The sequence below is a fragment of the Pseudoalteromonas sp. APM04 genome (assembly GCF_022809815.1).
Taxonomy (GTDB): Bacteria; Pseudomonadota; Gammaproteobacteria; order Enterobacterales; family Alteromonadaceae; genus Pseudoalteromonas; species Pseudoalteromonas marina.
On the sequence record NZ_CP094441.1, the window covers coordinates 432,552 to 450,737 of the forward strand.

Annotated in this window: 15 protein-coding genes, 1 tRNA gene and 1 pseudogene; 15 read left to right on the forward strand and 2 right to left on the reverse strand. The window is 41.0% G+C overall.

Annotated features, from left to right (window positions below):
• Window positions 1-113: 113 nt before the first annotated feature.
• The 12 genes from prlC (at window position 114) to MTP24_RS02055 (ending at window position 12,307) form a co-directional block, all read left to right on the forward strand.
• Window positions 114-2,153 (forward strand): oligopeptidase A, encoded by a 2,040-nt coding sequence (prlC, locus tag MTP24_RS02000; RefSeq protein WP_243532538.1) that lies wholly within the window; start codon window positions 114-116, stop codon window positions 2,151-2,153.
• Window positions 2,154-2,290: 137 nt separating this feature from the next.
• A complete protein-coding gene (locus MTP24_RS02005) occupies window positions 2,291-3,469 on the forward strand; it encodes a response regulator (protein WP_243532539.1) in 1,179 nt (392 codons plus the stop codon).
• A gap of 57 nt (window positions 3,470-3,526) precedes the next feature.
• Complete coding sequence (locus MTP24_RS02010) at window positions 3,527-4,282, forward strand: class I SAM-dependent methyltransferase (RefSeq protein ID WP_203987248.1); 756 nt, start codon at window positions 3,527-3,529, stop codon at window positions 4,280-4,282.
• A 103-nt stretch (window positions 4,283-4,385) separates the two neighbouring features.
• A complete protein-coding gene (gene trmJ, locus MTP24_RS02015; protein ID WP_243532540.1) occupies window positions 4,386-5,111 on the forward strand; it encodes a tRNA (cytosine(32)/uridine(32)-2'-O)-methyltransferase TrmJ in 726 nt (241 codons plus the stop codon).
• Window positions 5,112-5,343: 232 nt separating this feature from the next.
• Entirely contained in the window at window positions 5,344-5,835 is a 492-nt protein-coding gene (gene iscR, locus MTP24_RS02020; RefSeq protein WP_006791973.1) for a Fe-S cluster assembly transcriptional regulator IscR, read from the forward strand.
• 24 nt (window positions 5,836-5,859) lie between these two features.
• Entirely contained in the window at window positions 5,860-7,077 is a 1,218-nt protein-coding gene (locus MTP24_RS02025; protein ID WP_006791974.1) for an IscS subfamily cysteine desulfurase, read from the forward strand.
• 48 nt (window positions 7,078-7,125) lie between these two features.
• Window positions 7,126-7,509 carry a Fe-S cluster assembly scaffold IscU gene (gene iscU / locus MTP24_RS02030; protein WP_006791975.1) on the forward strand — a complete coding sequence of 128 codons (384 nt, stop codon included), beginning with the start codon at window positions 7,126-7,128 and terminating at the stop codon, window positions 7,507-7,509.
• Between the two features lie 12 nt (window positions 7,510-7,521).
• Window positions 7,522-7,845, forward strand: coding sequence for an iron-sulfur cluster assembly protein IscA (iscA, locus tag MTP24_RS02035; RefSeq protein ID WP_006791976.1), 324 nt, complete (start codon window positions 7,522-7,524; stop codon window positions 7,843-7,845).
• Between the two features lie 75 nt (window positions 7,846-7,920).
• On the forward strand, window positions 7,921-8,448 hold the full coding sequence (gene hscB, locus MTP24_RS02040) for a co-chaperone HscB (RefSeq protein WP_008131647.1): 528 nt from the start codon (window positions 7,921-7,923) through the stop codon (window positions 8,446-8,448).
• Window positions 8,449-8,489: 41 nt separating this feature from the next.
• Window positions 8,490-10,352: a Fe-S protein assembly chaperone HscA gene (gene hscA, locus MTP24_RS02045; RefSeq protein WP_243532542.1), complete on the forward strand. Its 1,863-nt coding sequence runs from the start codon at window positions 8,490-8,492 to the stop codon at window positions 10,350-10,352.
• 11 nt (window positions 10,353-10,363) lie between these two features.
• Window positions 10,364-10,702 carry an ISC system 2Fe-2S type ferredoxin gene (gene fdx, locus MTP24_RS02050; RefSeq protein WP_006791979.1) on the forward strand — a complete coding sequence of 113 codons (339 nt, stop codon included), beginning with the start codon at window positions 10,364-10,366 and terminating at the stop codon, window positions 10,700-10,702.
• A gap of 177 nt (window positions 10,703-10,879) precedes the next feature.
• The gene (locus MTP24_RS02055) at window positions 10,880-12,307 is read left to right on the forward strand and encodes an NAD-dependent succinate-semialdehyde dehydrogenase (protein ID WP_243532545.1); all 1,428 of its coding nucleotides are present in this window, start codon (window positions 10,880-10,882) and stop codon (window positions 12,305-12,307) included.
• Window positions 12,308-12,577: 270 nt separating this feature from the next.
• Here MTP24_RS02055 and MTP24_RS02060 read toward each other — a convergent pair.
• Both MTP24_RS02060 and MTP24_RS02065 read right to left on the reverse strand, forming a co-directional pair.
• A pseudogene (locus MTP24_RS02060) lies at window positions 12,578-12,958 on the reverse strand (HD domain-containing phosphohydrolase); the annotation flags it as partial.
• Window positions 12,959-13,339: 381 nt separating this feature from the next.
• Window positions 13,340-13,415 (reverse strand) — tRNA-His (locus tag MTP24_RS02065).
• Window positions 13,416-13,689: 274 nt separating this feature from the next.
• On the opposite strand from MTP24_RS02065, the gene MTP24_RS02070 reads away from it, so the two are divergent.
• From MTP24_RS02070 to MTP24_RS02080, 3 genes are all read left to right on the forward strand, one after another.
• Window positions 13,690-14,508 carry a mechanosensitive ion channel domain-containing protein gene (locus MTP24_RS02070; protein WP_058428275.1) on the forward strand — a complete coding sequence of 273 codons (819 nt, stop codon included), beginning with the start codon at window positions 13,690-13,692 and terminating at the stop codon, window positions 14,506-14,508.
• 27 nt (window positions 14,509-14,535) lie between these two features.
• Window positions 14,536-15,318 carry a DUF481 domain-containing protein gene (locus tag MTP24_RS02075; RefSeq protein WP_243532550.1) on the forward strand — a complete coding sequence of 261 codons (783 nt, stop codon included), beginning with the start codon at window positions 14,536-14,538 and terminating at the stop codon, window positions 15,316-15,318.
• Between the two features lie 119 nt (window positions 15,319-15,437).
• The gene (locus tag MTP24_RS02080; protein WP_243532552.1) at window positions 15,438-17,984 is read left to right on the forward strand and encodes an SLBB domain-containing protein; all 2,547 of its coding nucleotides are present in this window, start codon (window positions 15,438-15,440) and stop codon (window positions 17,982-17,984) included.
• Window positions 17,985-18,186 lie beyond the last annotated feature (202 nt).

Here is an 18,186-nt window from a genome sequence, read left to right on the forward strand (position 1 = left end):
CCTAAAAGTAGTTATTAATGGCTTTTGAATAGCTAGATTAATAAAAAGTATGTTGTTTTTTAACTTTTAGACCCAATCTAAAAATGAAATGCATTAACGCAAAGAGAGTATTTATGAGCAACCCACTAATTGGCCTTGAAGGCTTACCACCATTTTCTAAAATTAAGCCTGAATTTGTAGTACCGGCACTTAAAGACGGAATAGCAAATTGTCGAAAAGCCATCGATGACGTACTCGCGAAAAAGTCATACACGTGGGATGACTTAGTGTTACCACTTGAAGAGGCCGACGATAAACTATCGCGACTATTTTCGCCTGTTTCTCATTTAAATTCTGTTATGAATAACGACGAACTGCGTGAAGCATACGAGCAGTGTTTACCGCTTATTTCTGAGTACTCTACGTTTGTCGGTCAGCATCAAGGTTTATACGAAGCGTATAATGCTTTGTACAACAGTGACGAATTTAAAACACTCACCACAGCACAACAAAAATCAATTACTAACGCCTTGCGTGACTTTAAATTGTCGGGTATTGCATTAGCGAGCGAAGATCAAAAGCGTTACGGCGAAATTAGTGCGCGTTTATCTGAGCTTTCATCAAAGTTTGGTAACAATGTAATGGATGCGACTTTAGCGTGGCACAAGCACATTACTGATGAAGCCGATTTAGCCGGACTCCCCGAGTCTGCACTAGCGCTTGCTGCTGACACAGCCAAAAGTAAAGAGCTGGACGGTTGGGTATTTACGCTTGATTTTCCATCTTACTTGCCAATTATGACTTACGCTGATAATCGTGAACTTCGTAAAGAAACTTACACCGCATTTAGCACACGCGCATCTGATCAAGGCCCAAATGCGGGTGAGTTTGATAACTCAGACATTATGAAAGAAGAACTTGCACTTCGCCATGAGCTTGCGCAGTTATTAGGGTTTAAAAGCTACGCTGAGAAATCATTAGCAACAAAAATGGCTGAAACACCAGAGCAAGTGTTTTCGTTCTTAGAAGATTTAGCCGCTAAATCTAAGCCGCAAGCAGAGCAAGAAGTGGCAGAACTCAAAGCGTATGCAGCACAAAAACACGGAATTACAGAGTTAGAAGCGTGGGACTTTGGCTACTATGGCGAAAAACTAAAACAAGAAAAATATGCAATTTCTGATGAAGTACTACGTCCTTATTTTCCTGCTAATAAAGTATTGAGTGGCTTATTTGAAACAGTTAACCGTTTATTTGGCATTAGTGTTAATGAAGTAACCGACTTTGATACGTACCATAAAGATGTACGCTTTTTTGAAATTGTTGATAGCAATAACACGCTACGAGGACGTTTTTACTTAGATCTTTACGCACGCGATCGCAAACGCGGTGGCGCGTGGATGGACGATTGCATGGGTCGTAAGGTACGCGCTAATGGCGAGTTACAAACCCCTGTAGCTTACTTAGTATGTAACTTTAATAAAGCGGTAGGCGATAAACCAGCTTTGTTCACCCATAATGAAGTAACGACTTTATTCCATGAGTTTGGTCATGGTATTCACCATATGCTGACTCAAGTTGATGCTGCTCCCGTAGCAGGTATTAATGGTGTAGCATGGGATGCCGTAGAGCTACCAAGTCAGTTTTTAGAGAACTGGTGTTACGAGGAAGAAGCGCTGAGCTTTATTTCGGGTCATTTTGAAACCGGTGAGCCATTACCAAAAGAATTACTTGATAAGTTATTGGCCGCTAAAAACTATAACTCAGGCATGCAAATGCTGCGTCAAATTGAGTTTTCGTTATTTGATTTTAAAATTCATAACGATTATGTCGCGGGCGAGCCGTGTCAGATCCAAGCGGTATTAAACGATGTGCGCAGTCGTACATCCGTTGTTCACGCTCCTGAGTTTAACCGTTTTCAGCACGGGTTTAGCCATATTTTTGCAGGTGGCTACAGTGCCGGTTATTACTCGTATAAATGGGCTGAAGTATTATCGGCCGATGCTTACGCTAAGTTTGAGGAGGAAGGAATTTTTAACCCACAAACAGGGCAAGCCTTCATGCAGCATATTCTAGAAAAAGGCGGCAGTGAAGAGCCTATGGAATTATTTAAAAACTTCCGAGGCCGCGAGCCACGCGTTGATGCGTTACTCCGCCACAGCGGCATCGCAGCTTAAAAATATGTCGTTTATTAAATTTAACAAAAGCGCCTTTTAGGCGCTTTTTTATTGTTTTTAGATAATAGGCTATAAACGTTAGTAATTTCAGCACGCCGTACTATGCTCTAAGCATGCTCAACTAAACGGATTTGTGTATGGAAAAGTTAGTACTTACCATTGATGACGATAAATTAACCCACCTTATTATTGAAGAATCTCTAGCTGGGTTTTGTAAACTTCTTCATGCTAAAGAGGGCGAAGAGGGGCTAAGGTTAATAAACGAACATAAACCCGATATTATCCTTCTCGACATAGAAATGCCGGGTAAGTCGGGTTACCAAGTCTGCCAAGAAATAAAACAAAATGCCGATACAAAAGATATTCCGGTTATGTTTTTGTCATCAAAAGAAGCGCTTATCGACCGAGTAAAAGGCTACAGCGTTGGTGCGTCTGACTACATAATGAAACCGTTTAACGCAGAAGAGCTAATGGCACGTATTAAAATACTTTATGCGTATCGCCAACAATGCGTCAAACTCGAAAGCGACATAAATAAAGCCAATAAAACGGCTGCAATGGCGATGACCGAGTCGGGAGATATGGGTCGAATTATGCGCTACGTTGGACAAAGTTATCATGCCAACAGCTTACAAACGTTGAGTGAGTTCTTCTTAGGGTTTTTTACTCCTCTTAATTTGGATGTAGTGGTTGTATTTTGGTATCAACATAAAAGTGAATTTTACAGCTTACAAGGTGGTGTATGTCCACTAGTGCAGGAGTTATTGGCGCAACACAAAGATGCACAGCGGTTTGTTGATATAGGCGAGAGCACTATTATTAATTACCCAAAACTATCGTTGCTGGTTAAAAATATGCCCGTCGATGACAGCGAAAAATATGGGCGTTATAAAGATTTGTTTCCTCATATTTTAGAGGTTACCAATGAAAAGGTCGTTACTATGGAAAGAAACGAAAAAAATTACCAGCAAGCTGAACAAATTAGCACGGCACTGGAAGATATAATAAGCCAGTTTAATGCTCAAAATATCACGCAAAGTACTGTAGCAGAGCAGTTTTGTACACAACTAGAGGCATTAAATACAGCTATTGAGCTTCAAAAGAATAATTTAAACCCCGCCGATATTGATTCATGTATATCGCAGCTCGAACATACTATGCAGTTACTGGTGTCTGCCAATAGCGATTTAGCGTTTATAAAATATCAGTTTGAGCAAGTAACACAAAGCCGCAGTGAGTTTTTACAGAGTTTACGCCATAAAGTTGAAGACATTGAGCCGGCAAATAACCAAGACCCTGACATAGAGCTATTTTAGTGCGCTTAAGCTCGCTGGTTGATATACTCTGACGGTATTTTATCGTCGGAGTGTATTGTGGTTATTCAGTGTGCCTTTAAAGAGTGTCGCCCGTATTTAAATGAATTAGAAACGCGTTTTGGTTTAGTAAATTGGCAACAAAATAGCCAAGGTTTTAGCCTGCACTATGACGATACAGGGCTGAGTTTATTTAAAACTGATGAACCTAAATTAGGTGCCATTAATGTTGATTTTGTTACCGGAGCAGCCGCTCACAGGCGAAAATTTGGTGGCGGTAAGGGGCAAGCTATTGCAAAAGCGGTTGGCCTTAATAAAGGGGCAACGCCTGTAGTACTTGATGCAACCGCAGGTTTGGGCCGCGATGGCTTTGTATTAGCATCATTAGGGTGCAAGGTTATTTTACATGAGCGTCATCCGGTGGTTGCTGCACTGCTTGCCGATGGTTTAAACAGAGCTTACAGCGACAGTGAAATTGGTCCTTGGATGAAAGAGAATATGAGCTTAGTGTTTGGCTCCAGCCACACGTTACTTGCCCAATGTGAAAGCATGCCCGATGTGGTTTATCTAGATCCTATGTTCCCACACCGTGAAAAGTCAGCCTTAGTAAAAAAAGAAATGCGAGTATTTCAAGAGTTAGTAGGTGCAGATACCGACGCCGATGATTTACTTGAATTTGCCTACCCACTTGCTAGCAAGCGAGTGGTGGTTAAGCGCCCTGATTACGCCCCGTTTTTAAATGACAAAACCCCCAGCATGCAAATTAAAACTAAAAAGAACCGTTTTGATGTGTATGTAAAAGCGGCCATGGTTTAAAGGCCCTTATTACGAGTGTTGATCGGGTTTAAGGATCTAGGATCTTAGTGTGCTTTTATGTTAGAATTCGCGCAATTTTTTGGCATTAGTAAGAAGCACAGCAATGATCTTAGACGATATTCGCGTTGTTTTAGTTAACACATCACACTCAGGTAATATAGGTTCGGCGGCTCGCGCCATGAAAACAATGGGTTTATCAAAACTCTATTTAGTTGACCCTGCTTGTGAAATTGATAGCCATGCAAGTGCGTTATCTGCAGGTGCCAGCGATGTATTAGGCAATGCAGTGATTGTTGATAAGCTTGAAGACGCTATTGCTGATTGTGCATTAACCATTGGTACAAGCGCACGTTCGCGCACGCTTTCATGGCCTATGGTTGAGCCTCGCGAGTGTGGTGAAAAGCTGGTGGCAGAAGCTGAAAATGGTCCTGTGGCATTAGTGTTTGGCCGTGAAAACAGTGGTTTAACTAACGAAGAGCTACAGCTGTGTAATTACCATGTATGCATTCCAGCTAACCCAGAATATAGCTCGCTAAATCTTGCTATGGCTGTGCAAACTTTGTCTTACGAAACACGTATGGCATTTTTAAATAAGCAACCTAGGCAAGAAGCACAAGACGACACCGTTTACCCTAACTCTAAACAAACAGAGTTATTTTACGATCATCTAGAAGAGACACTTTATAACACAGGTTTTATTATCAAACAGCACCCAGGCATTGTGATGACAAAGCTTCGTCGTTTATTTAACCGTGCACGCCCAGAAGAGGCTGAAATGAACATTTTGCGCGGTATTCTTACCTCTATAAATAAATCGATTCCTAAGTAAGGTATAGCAATTAGTTATATAAACGGGTGTTTAAATAACTGGCTAATACTTGACTAAATTACTCAGGTAATTACAATGGAGACAATACTTGACCAAACTGGTCAGGTATTAAAAATTTGTTAACTACATTCACTTTGAGCGATATGTTTTTAAATCAAATTTTTATCAAGTGATAATACTTGACTAATTTACTCTGGTAATTAAAATTTGCACTCTTTGTGCAGGGGGCGTTATGAAATTAACATCAAAAGGCCGATATGCCGTTACAGCGATGCTTGATGTTGCGCTGCACACAGGTGTTGGTCCTGTCGCCCTTGCTGATATTTCACAGAGACAAGAAATTTCTTTGTCATACCTTGAACAATTATTTGCTCGGCTGCGTAAAAATGGCTTGGTAAGTTCGGTTCGAGGACCTGGTGGCGGCTATTTACTAGGGCGAGAAGCCGGTGTTATTTCTGTTGGTGACATTATTACCGCAGTTGATGAATCGGTTGATGCAACACGTTGCCAAGGCGCCAACACTGGCTGCCAAAGCGGTATGCGCTGTTTGACCCATAATTTGTGGTCAGATTTAAGCGCACGTATAGAAGAATTTTTGAACAGTATTACCCTTGCTGAATTGGTGGAAAAATCAGATGTGAAAGAAATTGCATCGCGCCAAGATAACAGTATCAATAACGCAATTAAGCAGTTGGAAAACATTCAAGTAAGCTGTCAACTTTAAGGTTGACCTGCAGCGGAGAGAGAAATGAAGTTACCGATTTATTTAGATTACGCAGCAACCACGCCTGTTGATGAGCGTGTTGCTAAAGAAATGATGCAATGCCTTACAATGGACGGTAAATTTGGTAACCCTGCATCACGTTCACACCGTTTTGGTTGGCAAGCTGAAGAAGCCGTTGACCAAGCACGTACAGATATTGCTGATTTAGTAAATGCAGACCCACGTGAAATTGTTTTCACTTCGGGCGCAACTGAATCAAACAACCTAGCTATTAAAGGTGCAGCACAGTTTTACAAAAAGAAAGGTAAGCACGTTATTACCGCTAAAACTGAGCACAAAGCAGTCATCGACACATGTCGTGAATTAGAACGTCAAGGTTTTGAAGTAACCTACATGGACGTTGAAGAAAATGGCCTGCTTGATCTGCAAAAACTAGCAGATACAATGCGTGACGACACAGTACTTGTTAGCATCATGCACGTGAACAACGAGCTAGGTGTAATTCAAGACATTGCGACGATTGGCGAAATGTGTCGTGAACGTAAAATCATGTTCCACGTAGATGCTGCACAAAGTGCAGGTAAAGTACTTATTGACGTGCAACAACTTAAAGTTGATTTTATGTCGTTTTCTGCACATAAAGCATACGGTCCTAAAGGTGTAGGTGCGCTTTACGTTCGTCGTAAACCACGCGCTCGTTTAGAAGCGCAAATGCACGGTGGCGGTCATGAGCGTGGTATGCGTTCAGGTACACTTGCAACTCATCAGTTAGTGGGCATGGGTACTGCATTTAGAATCGCAAAAGAAGATTTTGAAAAAGATTTTGCACACATCAGTGCATTACGTAAACGCCTAATTGACGGCATTATGGCTGATATGGACGAAGTATATTTTAACGGCACACAAGACCAATCAGTACCGGGTATTGTAAACATCAGCTTTAACTTTGTTGAAGGTGAATCGTTACTTATGGCAGTAAAAGACATTGCGGTATCGTCAGGTTCAGCCTGTACATCTGCAAGCTTAGAGCCTTCTTATGTTTTACGTGCACTTGGCCGTAACGACGAATTAGCACACAGCTCAATTCGTTTCAGTATTGGTCGTTTTACTACCGAAGAAGAGATTGATTACACCGTTGAATTAATGAAAAACTCTATCGGTCGCCTACGTGAAATGTCTCCACTTTGGGAGATGCATCAAGAAGGTATTGATTTAGATTCAGTTGAATGGGCTCACCACTAATACTTAGTGGTGTAAGCACATACCCTAGCAGGTAATGAGGATAGAATTATGGCGTACAGTGATAAAGTAATCGACCACGTAGAAAACCCACGTAACGTAGGTGCTCTAGACAAAAACGATCCGTCAGTGGCAACGGGTATGGTAGGCGCACCAGCATGTGGTGACGTAATGAAATTGCAAATTAAAGTATCGGATACTGGCGTTATTGAAGATGCAAAATTCAAAACCTACGGTTGTGGTAGCGCAATTGCCTCTTCTTCACTTGTAACAGAGTGGGTTAAGGGTAAAACACTTGATGAAGCAGCAACCATCAAAAACACTGATATCAGTGCTGAGCTAGAATTACCACCAGTGAAAATTCACTGTTCAATTTTAGCCGAAGATGCAATTCAAGCAGCAATTGCAGACTACAAAAGCAAACAAGCGAAGTAAGAAGAGAAACTCATGGCAGTGACATTGACAGATGCGGCAGCAAACCGCGTACAATCATTTTTAGCAAACCGCGGCAAAGGGTTAGGTCTGCGCGTTGGCATTAAAACGACGGGCTGTTCAGGTCTTGCTTACGTACTTGAGTTTGTTGACGAGTTAAACGAAGACGATGAAACCTTTGCGGCTAAAGGCGTTACTTTAATAGTTGACGCAAAAAGCTTAGTTTACATCGATGGCACAGAGCTCGACTACACTAAAGAAGGCTTAAATGAAGGGTTTAAATTTAATAACCCTAATCAAGCTGACGAGTGTGGTTGTGGCGAAAGCTTTACCGTTTAATTGCTACGTGTAATTGTATTTTGAAGCCCTGCAACTGTAGGGCTTTGTTATTTCTGAATATTACTGGTTGAAGCTATGCGTTACTTTGAATTATTTGCAGTGCCCGTTGATTATAATATTGATTTAGCAACGATTAATAAAAATTATCTAGAATTACAGCGTGCTGTACATCCCGACCGCCATGCCAATGCAAGCAGCCGTGATAAGTTAATGTCTGTGCAAAGTGCTGCAGAAATTAACGATGCCTTGCAAACACTTAAGCACCCAGTTAAACGTGCTGAGTATATGTTAAGCGAACTGGGAGTTGATATTCGCGCTGAGCAACAAACACTGCAAGATCCATTATTTTTAATGCAACAAATGGAATTGCGCGAAGAGCTTGAAGAGCTTGCATCAGCAAGTGACCCGGATGCAGCCATTGCTAATTTTGAAAAACAAATCAAACAACTTAACGAGCAATACAGTGCACAACTTGCAGAACAGTTAGCAAGCAGCAACGAGCAACAGTACCAACTCGCTGCCGATAATATTCGTAAATTGAAGTTTGTTTATAAATTACGTGACGAACTAGAACGCATTGAAGACAGTTTATTTGACGATTAATTACTTGCTGTAAAGCGAGCAAAACGAGTTTAAAGAGCATTATGGCATTATTGCAAATTGCTGAGCCGGGGCAAAGCGCGGCACCACACGAACACAAACTAGCCATAGGTATTGACCTTGGCACGACTAATTCATTAGTTGCTACCGTACAAAGTGGCGAAGCGCGCACTTTAACAGATGAGTTAGGTGCGGCAATGTTGCCGTCGGTTGTTCGTTATCAAGCCGGTGGTATTACTGTGGGTAGCGATGCGGCTCAAGCTGCAACACAAGACCCTGCAAATACACTTATTTCGGTAAAGCGTTTTTTAGGCAAAACACAGGCTGAAATAGAGCAAAGCTACGGCCAATTACCGTATCAATTTTGTGAAGATAATGGCTCGCTTGCCATTCAAACTGAAGCTGGAAAAGTCAGCCCAGTTAAAGCGTCAAGCCACATATTAGCCGCGTTGAAAGCGCGTGCAGAACAAAGTTTTGGTAATCAAGAAATTTTAGGCGCTGTTATTACTGTTCCTGCGTATTTCGATGATGCTCAGCGTCAAAGTACTAAAGATGCAGCAGAGCTTGCTGGCATTAATGTATTACGCTTGTTAAACGAGCCAACAGCGGCGGCTGTTGCCTATGGTTTAGATTCGGGCCAAGAAGGGATCATTGCCGTTTACGACTTAGGCGGTGGTACATTTGATATTTCCGTTCTTCGTTTACACCAAGGTGTGTTTGAAGTAATGGCAACTGGCGGCGACTCAAGCTTAGGTGGTGACGATTTTGATTCACTACTCGTTGACTACTTTAAGCAGCAAACCGGAGTATCAGCTTTATCACCTTCGGTTTTACGTTTATTTATTAACAAAGCCAAAGCCTGTAAAGAAGCGTTAAGCCAATACGCAAAAGTAAATGTAGGGCTTGAGTTTGACGGGCAAAACCACACGGTAGAAGTAACGCGCGAAACATTTGACGAAATGGCGATGCCACTGGTTAAAAAAACACTGCGTTCGTGTCGCCGAGCTGTTAAAGATGCTGGCATTGAAAACGAAGAAGTTTTACAAGTTATTATGGTCGGCGGTTCAACGCGTATGCCACTGGTACGCAGCCAAGTACATAGCTTTTTTGATAAAGAACCGCTAACCTCAATCGACCCTGACCGCGTTGTAGCATTGGGTGCAGCACTGCAAGCAGACGTGCTCATTGGCAATAAGCCAGACTCAGACATGTTATTACTTGACGTACTGCCACTGTCGCTTGGACTTGAAACCATGGGCGGTTTGGTTGAAAAAATTATTCCGCGTAACACCACTATTCCGGTAGCGCGTGCTCAAGAATTTACGACGTTTAAAGATGGCCAAACGGCGATGTCTTTGCATGTATTACAAGGTGAGCGTGAGCTGGTTGACGATTGTCGTTCACTTGCTAAGTTTAGCTTAAAAGGTATTCCACCAATGGCAGCAGGCGCTGCGCATATTCGGGTTACCTTTAAAGTAGATGCTGATGGTTTATTAAGTGTCTCAGCGATGGAAAAATCAACGGGTGTGCAAGCCGAAATTCAGGTTAAACCTTCGTTTGGTTTATCTGACGACCAAGTGGCTAATATGCTAAAAGAGTCGATGAGCAACGCAAAAGACGACATGCAAGCACGTATGCTTAAAGAGCAACAAGTTGAGGCTCTTCGTGTTATTGAGGCACTAAATGCTTCATTAGATGCTGATGGCGCGTTACTTGATGACGCTCAGCTTACAAGTTTAAGAGCTGAAATTGCAGAGCTGGTAAAAGTGCGCGAAAATGCTCAACAACCTAACGAAATTAAAGCGGCTATCGAAAAAGTAGATAACGCCAGTAGTGAATTTGCATCGCGCAGAATGGATGCATCAATTAAAAAAGCCCTAACGGGTCAGTCAGTAGACAACATTTAAGAGAGATTAGAATGCCACAAATTGTTTTTCTTCCACATCCTGAATTGTGTCCTGACGGCGCTGCAATTGAAGCACCTGAGGGGCAAACTGTGCTCGACGCGGCGCTTAAAAATGGCATAAGCATTCCACATGCATGTGAAAAGTCGTGTGCGTGTACTACGTGTCATTTAGTTATTCGTGAAGGGTTTGATTCACTTGATGAAAGTGACGACCTAGAAGACGATATGCTAGACAAAGCGTGGGGCTTAGAGCCTGAGTCGCGCCTTGGTTGCCAAGCAATCATTAGAGATGAAGACTTAGTGGTTGAAATACCTAAGTACAATCTCAATATCGTTAATGAAGAGCACTAGTTTTTAATTAACGACTAATCTATTAAAAGCCGCTGTTTAATACAGCGGCTTTTTTGTTTGTAAATTGTAGGCATGACGAGTAAAGCTCGTAAGTTATTTTGTAGACGTAAAGAGTTAGCCTTGGCTCTATGCCACGCATTAAAAGCTAACCCCTAAAATATTTTTCGGAGGTGTACTTTGAGTAATCTAATTTTTTGTGACTCGTTTATTGATGGTGAATTTTATAAAACCAATGAACACTTTAGCGTTAACGATCCCGCTACCCAACAAAGTATTATTGAAGTAAGTGATATAGACGAGCAAGGCGTTAATAGCGCCATAACTGCCGCACAGGGCGCTTTTGTAAAATTAAAAAACACTAACGCCACTGAGCGTAGTGAAACGCTAATGCGCTGGTATGAGCTTGTGATCAAGCACAAACAAACATTAGCTGAGCTAATGACTAAAGAGCAAGGTAAGCCACTTAAAGAATCGCTGGGCGAAATAGATTACGGTGCAGGCTTTATAAAATGGTTTGCAGAAGAAGCTAAGCGAAGTTATGGTGATGTGATCCCACCTACCGACAATAACCACCGTTTAACCAGTTTTAAGCAGCCTGTAGGCGTTGTAGCAGGTATTACACCATGGAACTTCCCGGTTGCAATGGTGACGCGTAAAGTGGCGCCTGCTTATGCTGCAGGCTGTAGTTTTATATTAAAGCCTTCTGAGCATACGCCGCTATGCGCGATTGCATTAGCATACCTAGCCGACCAAGCTGGCTTTGTTAAAGGGGCATTTAACGTACTTGTATCGCAAGACGCAAAAACAGTGGGTAAAATGCTCACTGACTCACATGTTGTCCGCAAGTTTACTTTTACTGGCTCTACAGGTGTTGGTAGCCAATTACTTAAGCAATGTGCCGACATGGTTAAGCGTACCTCAATGGAATTAGGCGGCAATGCGCCGTTTATCATTTTTGATAATGCGGATCTGGATGATGCGATTGACGGGCTTATGGCGGCTAAATTTAGAAACAGCGGCCAAGCATGTGTAGCCGCAAACCGCATTTTTATTCAGCGCAGTATTTTAGATGAAGTGCTGAGTAAAATTACGCCTAAAGTAGCCTCATTAAAAGTAGCCAATGGGTTTGAAGAGGGCGTAGATATTGGCCCCCTTATTTACCCAAAAGCGAAAGAGAAAGTGCAGCAGCTTGTGCAAGATGCACTTGATAAAGGCGCAGACCTAATAGGTGATAACAGCAGTTTAGGCGGCAGCTTTCAAAACCCGCTCATCGTTACTAATGTAACGACTGAAATGGATATATACCACGAAGAAGTATTTGGCCCTGTATTAACGGTCATCCCTTTTGATGAAGAAGCAGAAGTGCTTGCGCTTGCTAATGATGTGCCTTATGGTTTAGCCGCTTATTTTTATAGCCAAAATTTAAAACAAGTTTACCGCATTAGCGAAGGGCTTGAGTTTGGCATGATAGGCGTAAATGAAGGGGTAATATCAAACCCCGTTGCTCCGTTTGGTGGGGTAAAACAATCTGGCTTAGGGCGAGAGGGTGGACACCAAGGACTTAATGAATACCTGGAAGAAAAGTACGTGTGTATCAAAATTTAATAGCAATCCGCGATTTTACGCTTGAGGTTTTTGGGCTGTGTTTCGGTAACGTTTGTTTATTACAATAATATGGCGAAATCATGAACTTTTCTTTTTGCTATTGATACAGCAAGGACTAAGTGCTACCTTTACCACATATTTTTGTTAATAAAACAACACTAAAAAACAAATAAAAAGTAAAAGGATTTCTATAAGTAGAAATAACCCCGTGTGTAAATGCCACCGTAAGGTGGCATTTTTTTGTTTAGCGTTGTTAATGTTGGTGAGGCATTAATGGATTGGTTTATATCCAGGTAGGTTATTAAGGTCTACGTCATCAAGCTGTTCTGGGTTTGCGTATTCACTAATATAATTTTTGTACACGCCGGATTCGATAAAAACAGCGAAAATATCAGGGTCTAAGTGGTTTTTTTCGACCATAGTACCGAGTATAAATAAACACTCACTTACCGGCTTTGCTTTTTTGTAAGGCCTATCTACCGCTGAAAGTGCTTCAAATATATCGGTAATTGCCATTAACCGAGCAGGTATCGATATTTGCTCTTTGGTTAGACCCCTTGGGTAACCTGTACCATCGAGTTTTTCATGATGGCCTAATGCATACTCAGATACTTTACTTAAGTGTTTAGGGAACGGCAGGGCATCTATTATTAATTCGCAATAATACACAATCATTTTGCGGGGCTAAACGTGCCGCTACCTACGTTAAAAAACTCTCATTTAGAACAACTAAATAGCGAGTTTTGCCTAGCTATCAACTCGTTTTCCAGCCTCAAAATACATCACTTAATTAAGCGAATTGGTATAAATTTTTTACTAAAATGGTTTGAGCAAATTAAATTATGTCTTGAACAGAAAATAAGCGTTTTTAATAAAAATACATAATGAATTCAATGATATTTAGCTATAAGCATAAATAGTAATTCATGGGGAGCTATACAGGGCAAGCGATATAGGGAAAATATAATTGAACTAGAAGGAGTTATATTTAATGATTAATTATGTATTTTGAAAAGAGATAAGGAGAGAAAATGGGGCGATTGACGGGGCTTGAACCCGCGACAACCGGAATCACAATCCGGGGCTCTACCAACTGAGCTACAACCGCCACTACACACCTTGTTTGGTGTGGCGCGCATAATACATAAAATAATAAACCTTGTGAAGCCTTAAATTAAAAAAAATTAAATTTAAAAATAAAATCTAAAAATTCACTCTCGTACAGCGAAAGTTCAGTAATGCTTGTTCAAGCTATGCGCGGTTAAAAACTATAAACAATTAGCCATATATATAGTATGAATTCATTAATAAATGAGAACAAATTGTAAATTAATGTATAATGCTATCCGGAAAAACACTAATCAAAAACATTTGGAGTAAACATGGATTCAGTACTTAATTGGCTTAATGATAACTCAGGCTTAATTTTACACTATAGTATTCAAGCAGTTGTTGCGCTTATTATCTTTTTAATAGGTAGTAGGGTTGCTAAGTTTTGTTCTAACTTAACAGAAAAGGGCTTTGCGAAAAAACAAGTAGATAAAGCGGTTGGCTCTTTCGTAGCAAGCATTGTTTATACATTGGTATTTGCATTAACAGTACTAATGGCGCTTTCGCAAATTGGTATTGAAACAACGTCATTCATTGCTATTTTAGGTGCAGCCGGCTTAGCGGTAGGTTTAGCGTTGCAAGGTTCACTGTCTAATTTTGCGTCGGGTGTACTAATCATTTTACTTCGTCCGTTTAAATCGGGTGATTTTGTAGAAGCCGGTGGCAAATCTGGTACGGTTAAAAAAATCGAAATATTCTCTACAGAACTTCGCACACCAGATAATAAAGTAATTATTGTGCCAAACTCTCAAATTATGTCAGGTGCGATCACAAACGTATCGCGCGAATCAACTCGCCGTATCGATTTAGTGATTGGTGTTGGTTACGATGCTGATTTACGCCAAGCAAAAGAAGTATTAAAATCAGTACTTGATGCAGAAACACGCTTACTTACAGACCCTGCTTATACTGTAGCTGTTTCTGAACTAGGTGATTCTAGCGTTAACTTTGTTGTGCGTCCTTGGGTTAATGCTGCTGATTACTGGCCTACATATTTTTCATTAATGGAAAATATTAAAATTGCATTAGACGACGCAAATATTTCAATTCCATTTCCGCAAATGGATGTTCATTTACACAAGCAAGACTAATTTTTAGTATTAAATAGGTTATTTTTAATGAAATTAAAGCTTTTATCAGTGTTAGTTGCAGCATCTGCTGCGACTAACGCTTTCGCTGAAGATGCAGAGCAAAAAACGTGGGAAGTTACCAGTGAGCTTGGTGCTATTGTTACTAGTGGTAACACTGAAACAACAACGCTTAAAGGTGGTATTAAAGTACAACACAACCTAGAAAGCTGGAACAACGAGTACAAGCTTGACGGTATCTACAAAGAAGATGAAGTAGAAAACGACGACGGTACAAAAGAAAAACAGCGTACTAACGAAAAGTACTCTATTTCAGCGCAGGGTAATTACAAATTAAACGAAAAGCACGCTCATTTATTTATTTATGGGTCGCACGTATCTGATTACTTTGGCGCATACCGAAGTGAATCAGTTATTTCAGCGGGTTATGGTTTACGTTTACTAAACGAGTCAAACATGAAATTAAACGCTGAAATTGGTCCAGGTTATAAGTACTTTAAATACCCAGATGTAAGCGAAGAGGTTGATGAAAACGGCAACTCACTAGCGGGTGAATACGAAGGCGAAGTAATTGCCTTAGGTAAAGTAGATTTTAGCTGGAAAATTTCAGACAACGCACGTTTTACCCAGTTAGTATCGGTAGAATATGGTGATACCAATACCAAAACGCGCTCAGAAACTGCGCTACTTACTAAAATTAATGGCTCACTACAAATGAAAGTAGCCTACAATATCACTAATAACTCAGATGTTGCTGATGATAAAGAAGCTACCGACACTGAAACGTCATTAACATTGGTGTATAGCTTTTAACCAATAGCGGTTTTAATAACAATTATGTAATAAAAGAGGCGGTTGCCTCTTTTATAATTACGCGAAAATGGTGTATGATACGCGCATTATCGACTGTAGAACTAGGGAAATACCTACTCGTGAACTTTTTTAAATACTTTATTAGTGCGCTGATAATTATCAGCAGCTTCAACGCATTGGCTTTTACCCCAAGTGCATCGCAAATAGAGCAATTTAAAAAGTTGCCTAAGTCTCAACAGCAGGCGCTTGCAAAGCAGTACGGTGTTGATTTATCGGTAATAACTGGGTCAAGCCAATCAAGTAATCAACCTCAAGTTGAAGAACTAACAATCGGTCCTCGTTTAGTACAACAAGAGCAAGCAGCAAAAGCAGAACCATCAAAACAAAACCCTAATACAGTTAAGCCATTTGGCTATGAACTATTTGCCGGCGAACCCACCACTTTCATGCCTAGCGAAACGTCAGCAGTACCCGATACGTATTTAGTTGGCCGAGGTGATCAGTTATTAATTAATTTTTATGGTAAAGAAAGTGCAAGCTTTGAAGTAGTTGTTGATAGAGAAGGTCGAATTAACATTCCTGACTTGAGCCCGGTGCAAGTAGCGGGTTTAACCTTTGCTGAAGTTAAAGAATTAATAAAAGTTAAAGTAGAACAAGAAGTTATTGGCGTTAAAGTATTTGTGTCGCTCGGCCAGTTACGCAGCATGCGTATTTTAGTACTTGGCGAAGCATACAAGCCTGGTAGTTATAATGTATCGTCTTTAACTACTGTATCGCATGCATTATTTGTAAGCGGTGGTGTGTCGGATATTGCTTCACTGCGTAACATTCAAGTAAAGCGTGCGGGTAAAGTGGTTGCTAATTTTGATTTGTACGACCTACTTATTCATGGCGATAGCAGTAACGATATAATTTTAAAGCCAGGTGACGTAGTATTTGTACCTTCAGTTGGTGCACAAGTAAAAGTAGAAGGCTTAGTGAAACGCCCAGCTATTTTTGAACTTAAAAAAGGCGAAACGGCGAAAGAATTACTAGCTATGGCTGGCGGCTTAAAACCTGGTGCCTATACTAAAAATGCCGTGGTAGAGCGTTTTAAAAACAACCGCAAAGAAGTACTTACCGTAGACTTTTCTGCTAGCAATATAAATTACATTCCGCAAGACGGCGACCGTATTCGTTTTAACACGGTAAGCGCACAATATAATAACGTTGTAAATTTAGTGGGGGCAGTAGTTCGCCCTGGCAGCTACCAGTGGTATGAAGGCAAACGCATTTCCGACGTGTTAAAGTCGGTACGTGGTGATCTACTACAACAAGCTGATTTAAGTTATGGCTTAGTAATTCGTGAAATAAATATTAGTGGTGATATAGAAGTGCATCAGTTTGATGTTGCGCAGGCCATTGTAAAAAATGCTAAAAACGACTTAACCCTTAACGCAAACGATAAAATTATTATATTTAGTGAGTTTGAGCAAAAGCAGCAAGAGCAACTTACTTTATCAACTACAGGCTCAGGTACTAAAAAAGATAAATCTATTAAGCAAGCATCGCGCAATGAAAACAGTAATGAGTTAAGCGCTGATAGCTATTCACCATACAGCCGTAATAATTTACTAGCGCCAATAATTAAACAGTTGAAGCAGCAAGCATCAACGAATAAAGCAATACAACTAGTAGAAATTAACGGCAAAGTAAGTCACCCGGGGGTTTACCCTTTAACCGTAAATGGCCGTGTAGCTGACTTAATAACAGCTGCTGGGGGCTTGTTAGAGTCGGCTTACACCAAAGAAGCTGAAATAACCCGCATGATTGATGGCAATGCTTCACAAGTAGAACATGTAAAAATAAACCTTGAACAACTAATAGGTAGTAACGAAAGCAGCCTTGCTTTGCAAAGCAAAGACAGCTTAAATATTTTTGCAATTCCTAACTGGCAAGAAAACGTTAAGGTAACTTTAAAAGGTGAGTTGCTATTCCCGGGTACGTACACCATTCGCCGCGGCGAAACACTAACCGATTTATTAAACCGTGCCGGTGGCTTTACTAACTTTGCCGAGCAAAAAGCAGCGGTGTTTATTCGCCAATCGGTAAAGCAGCAAGAGCAACAACAACTAGCCCGTTTAGCTACTGAACTACGCCGCGATGTAGCATCAAAAAGCTTTCAAAATTCAGTAAGTAGTAGTGCGCTTTCGTACGACGAAATGAACAAACTACTTAACGACTTAGCCAGTGTAGAAGCTGTAGGGCGTTTAGTTATCGACCTACCACTAATTGCTAAAAACCAGCAAACACTAGTGCTACAAGACGGTGACACTTTATATGTTCCAAGCAAGCGCGACTCTATCAGCGTAGTGGGTGAAGTTAACTACGCCACCACACACCTATATAAAGCAGGCGTTAGCCTAGACGACTACCTAGAGCTAAGCGGCGGCTTAAAAGAACGCGCTGACGATGACCGTATTTACATTATTAAAGCAAATGGCGCAGTAAGCATACCTAACACAGGTAACTGGTTTGCTCCAGGTAATGAGCAAATGCTAGAACCAGGCGACACCATAGTAGTGCCAATGGATGCAGGCCATATGGACAAGCTAACGCTGTGGAGCACTGCAACGCAAATACTTTACCAACTAGGCGTAGCAGTAGCTGCGATAGGCAGCCTGTAATATAGGTAATAGGCGCAAGGAATAAATAGGTATTAGGCTCTAGGTACGAGGAAGACCTAGAACCTAAACCCTAGAACCTAGTTTTTTGTAGGCGGGGCTTTACGCCTCGCAAAGGTAGCAGCGACTTTATGTCGCGTTAAGGTGATTTTATTTACCACAGAGGTAAAGAGAACACAGAGGAAAAGAGCAGTTATTAGCTGTC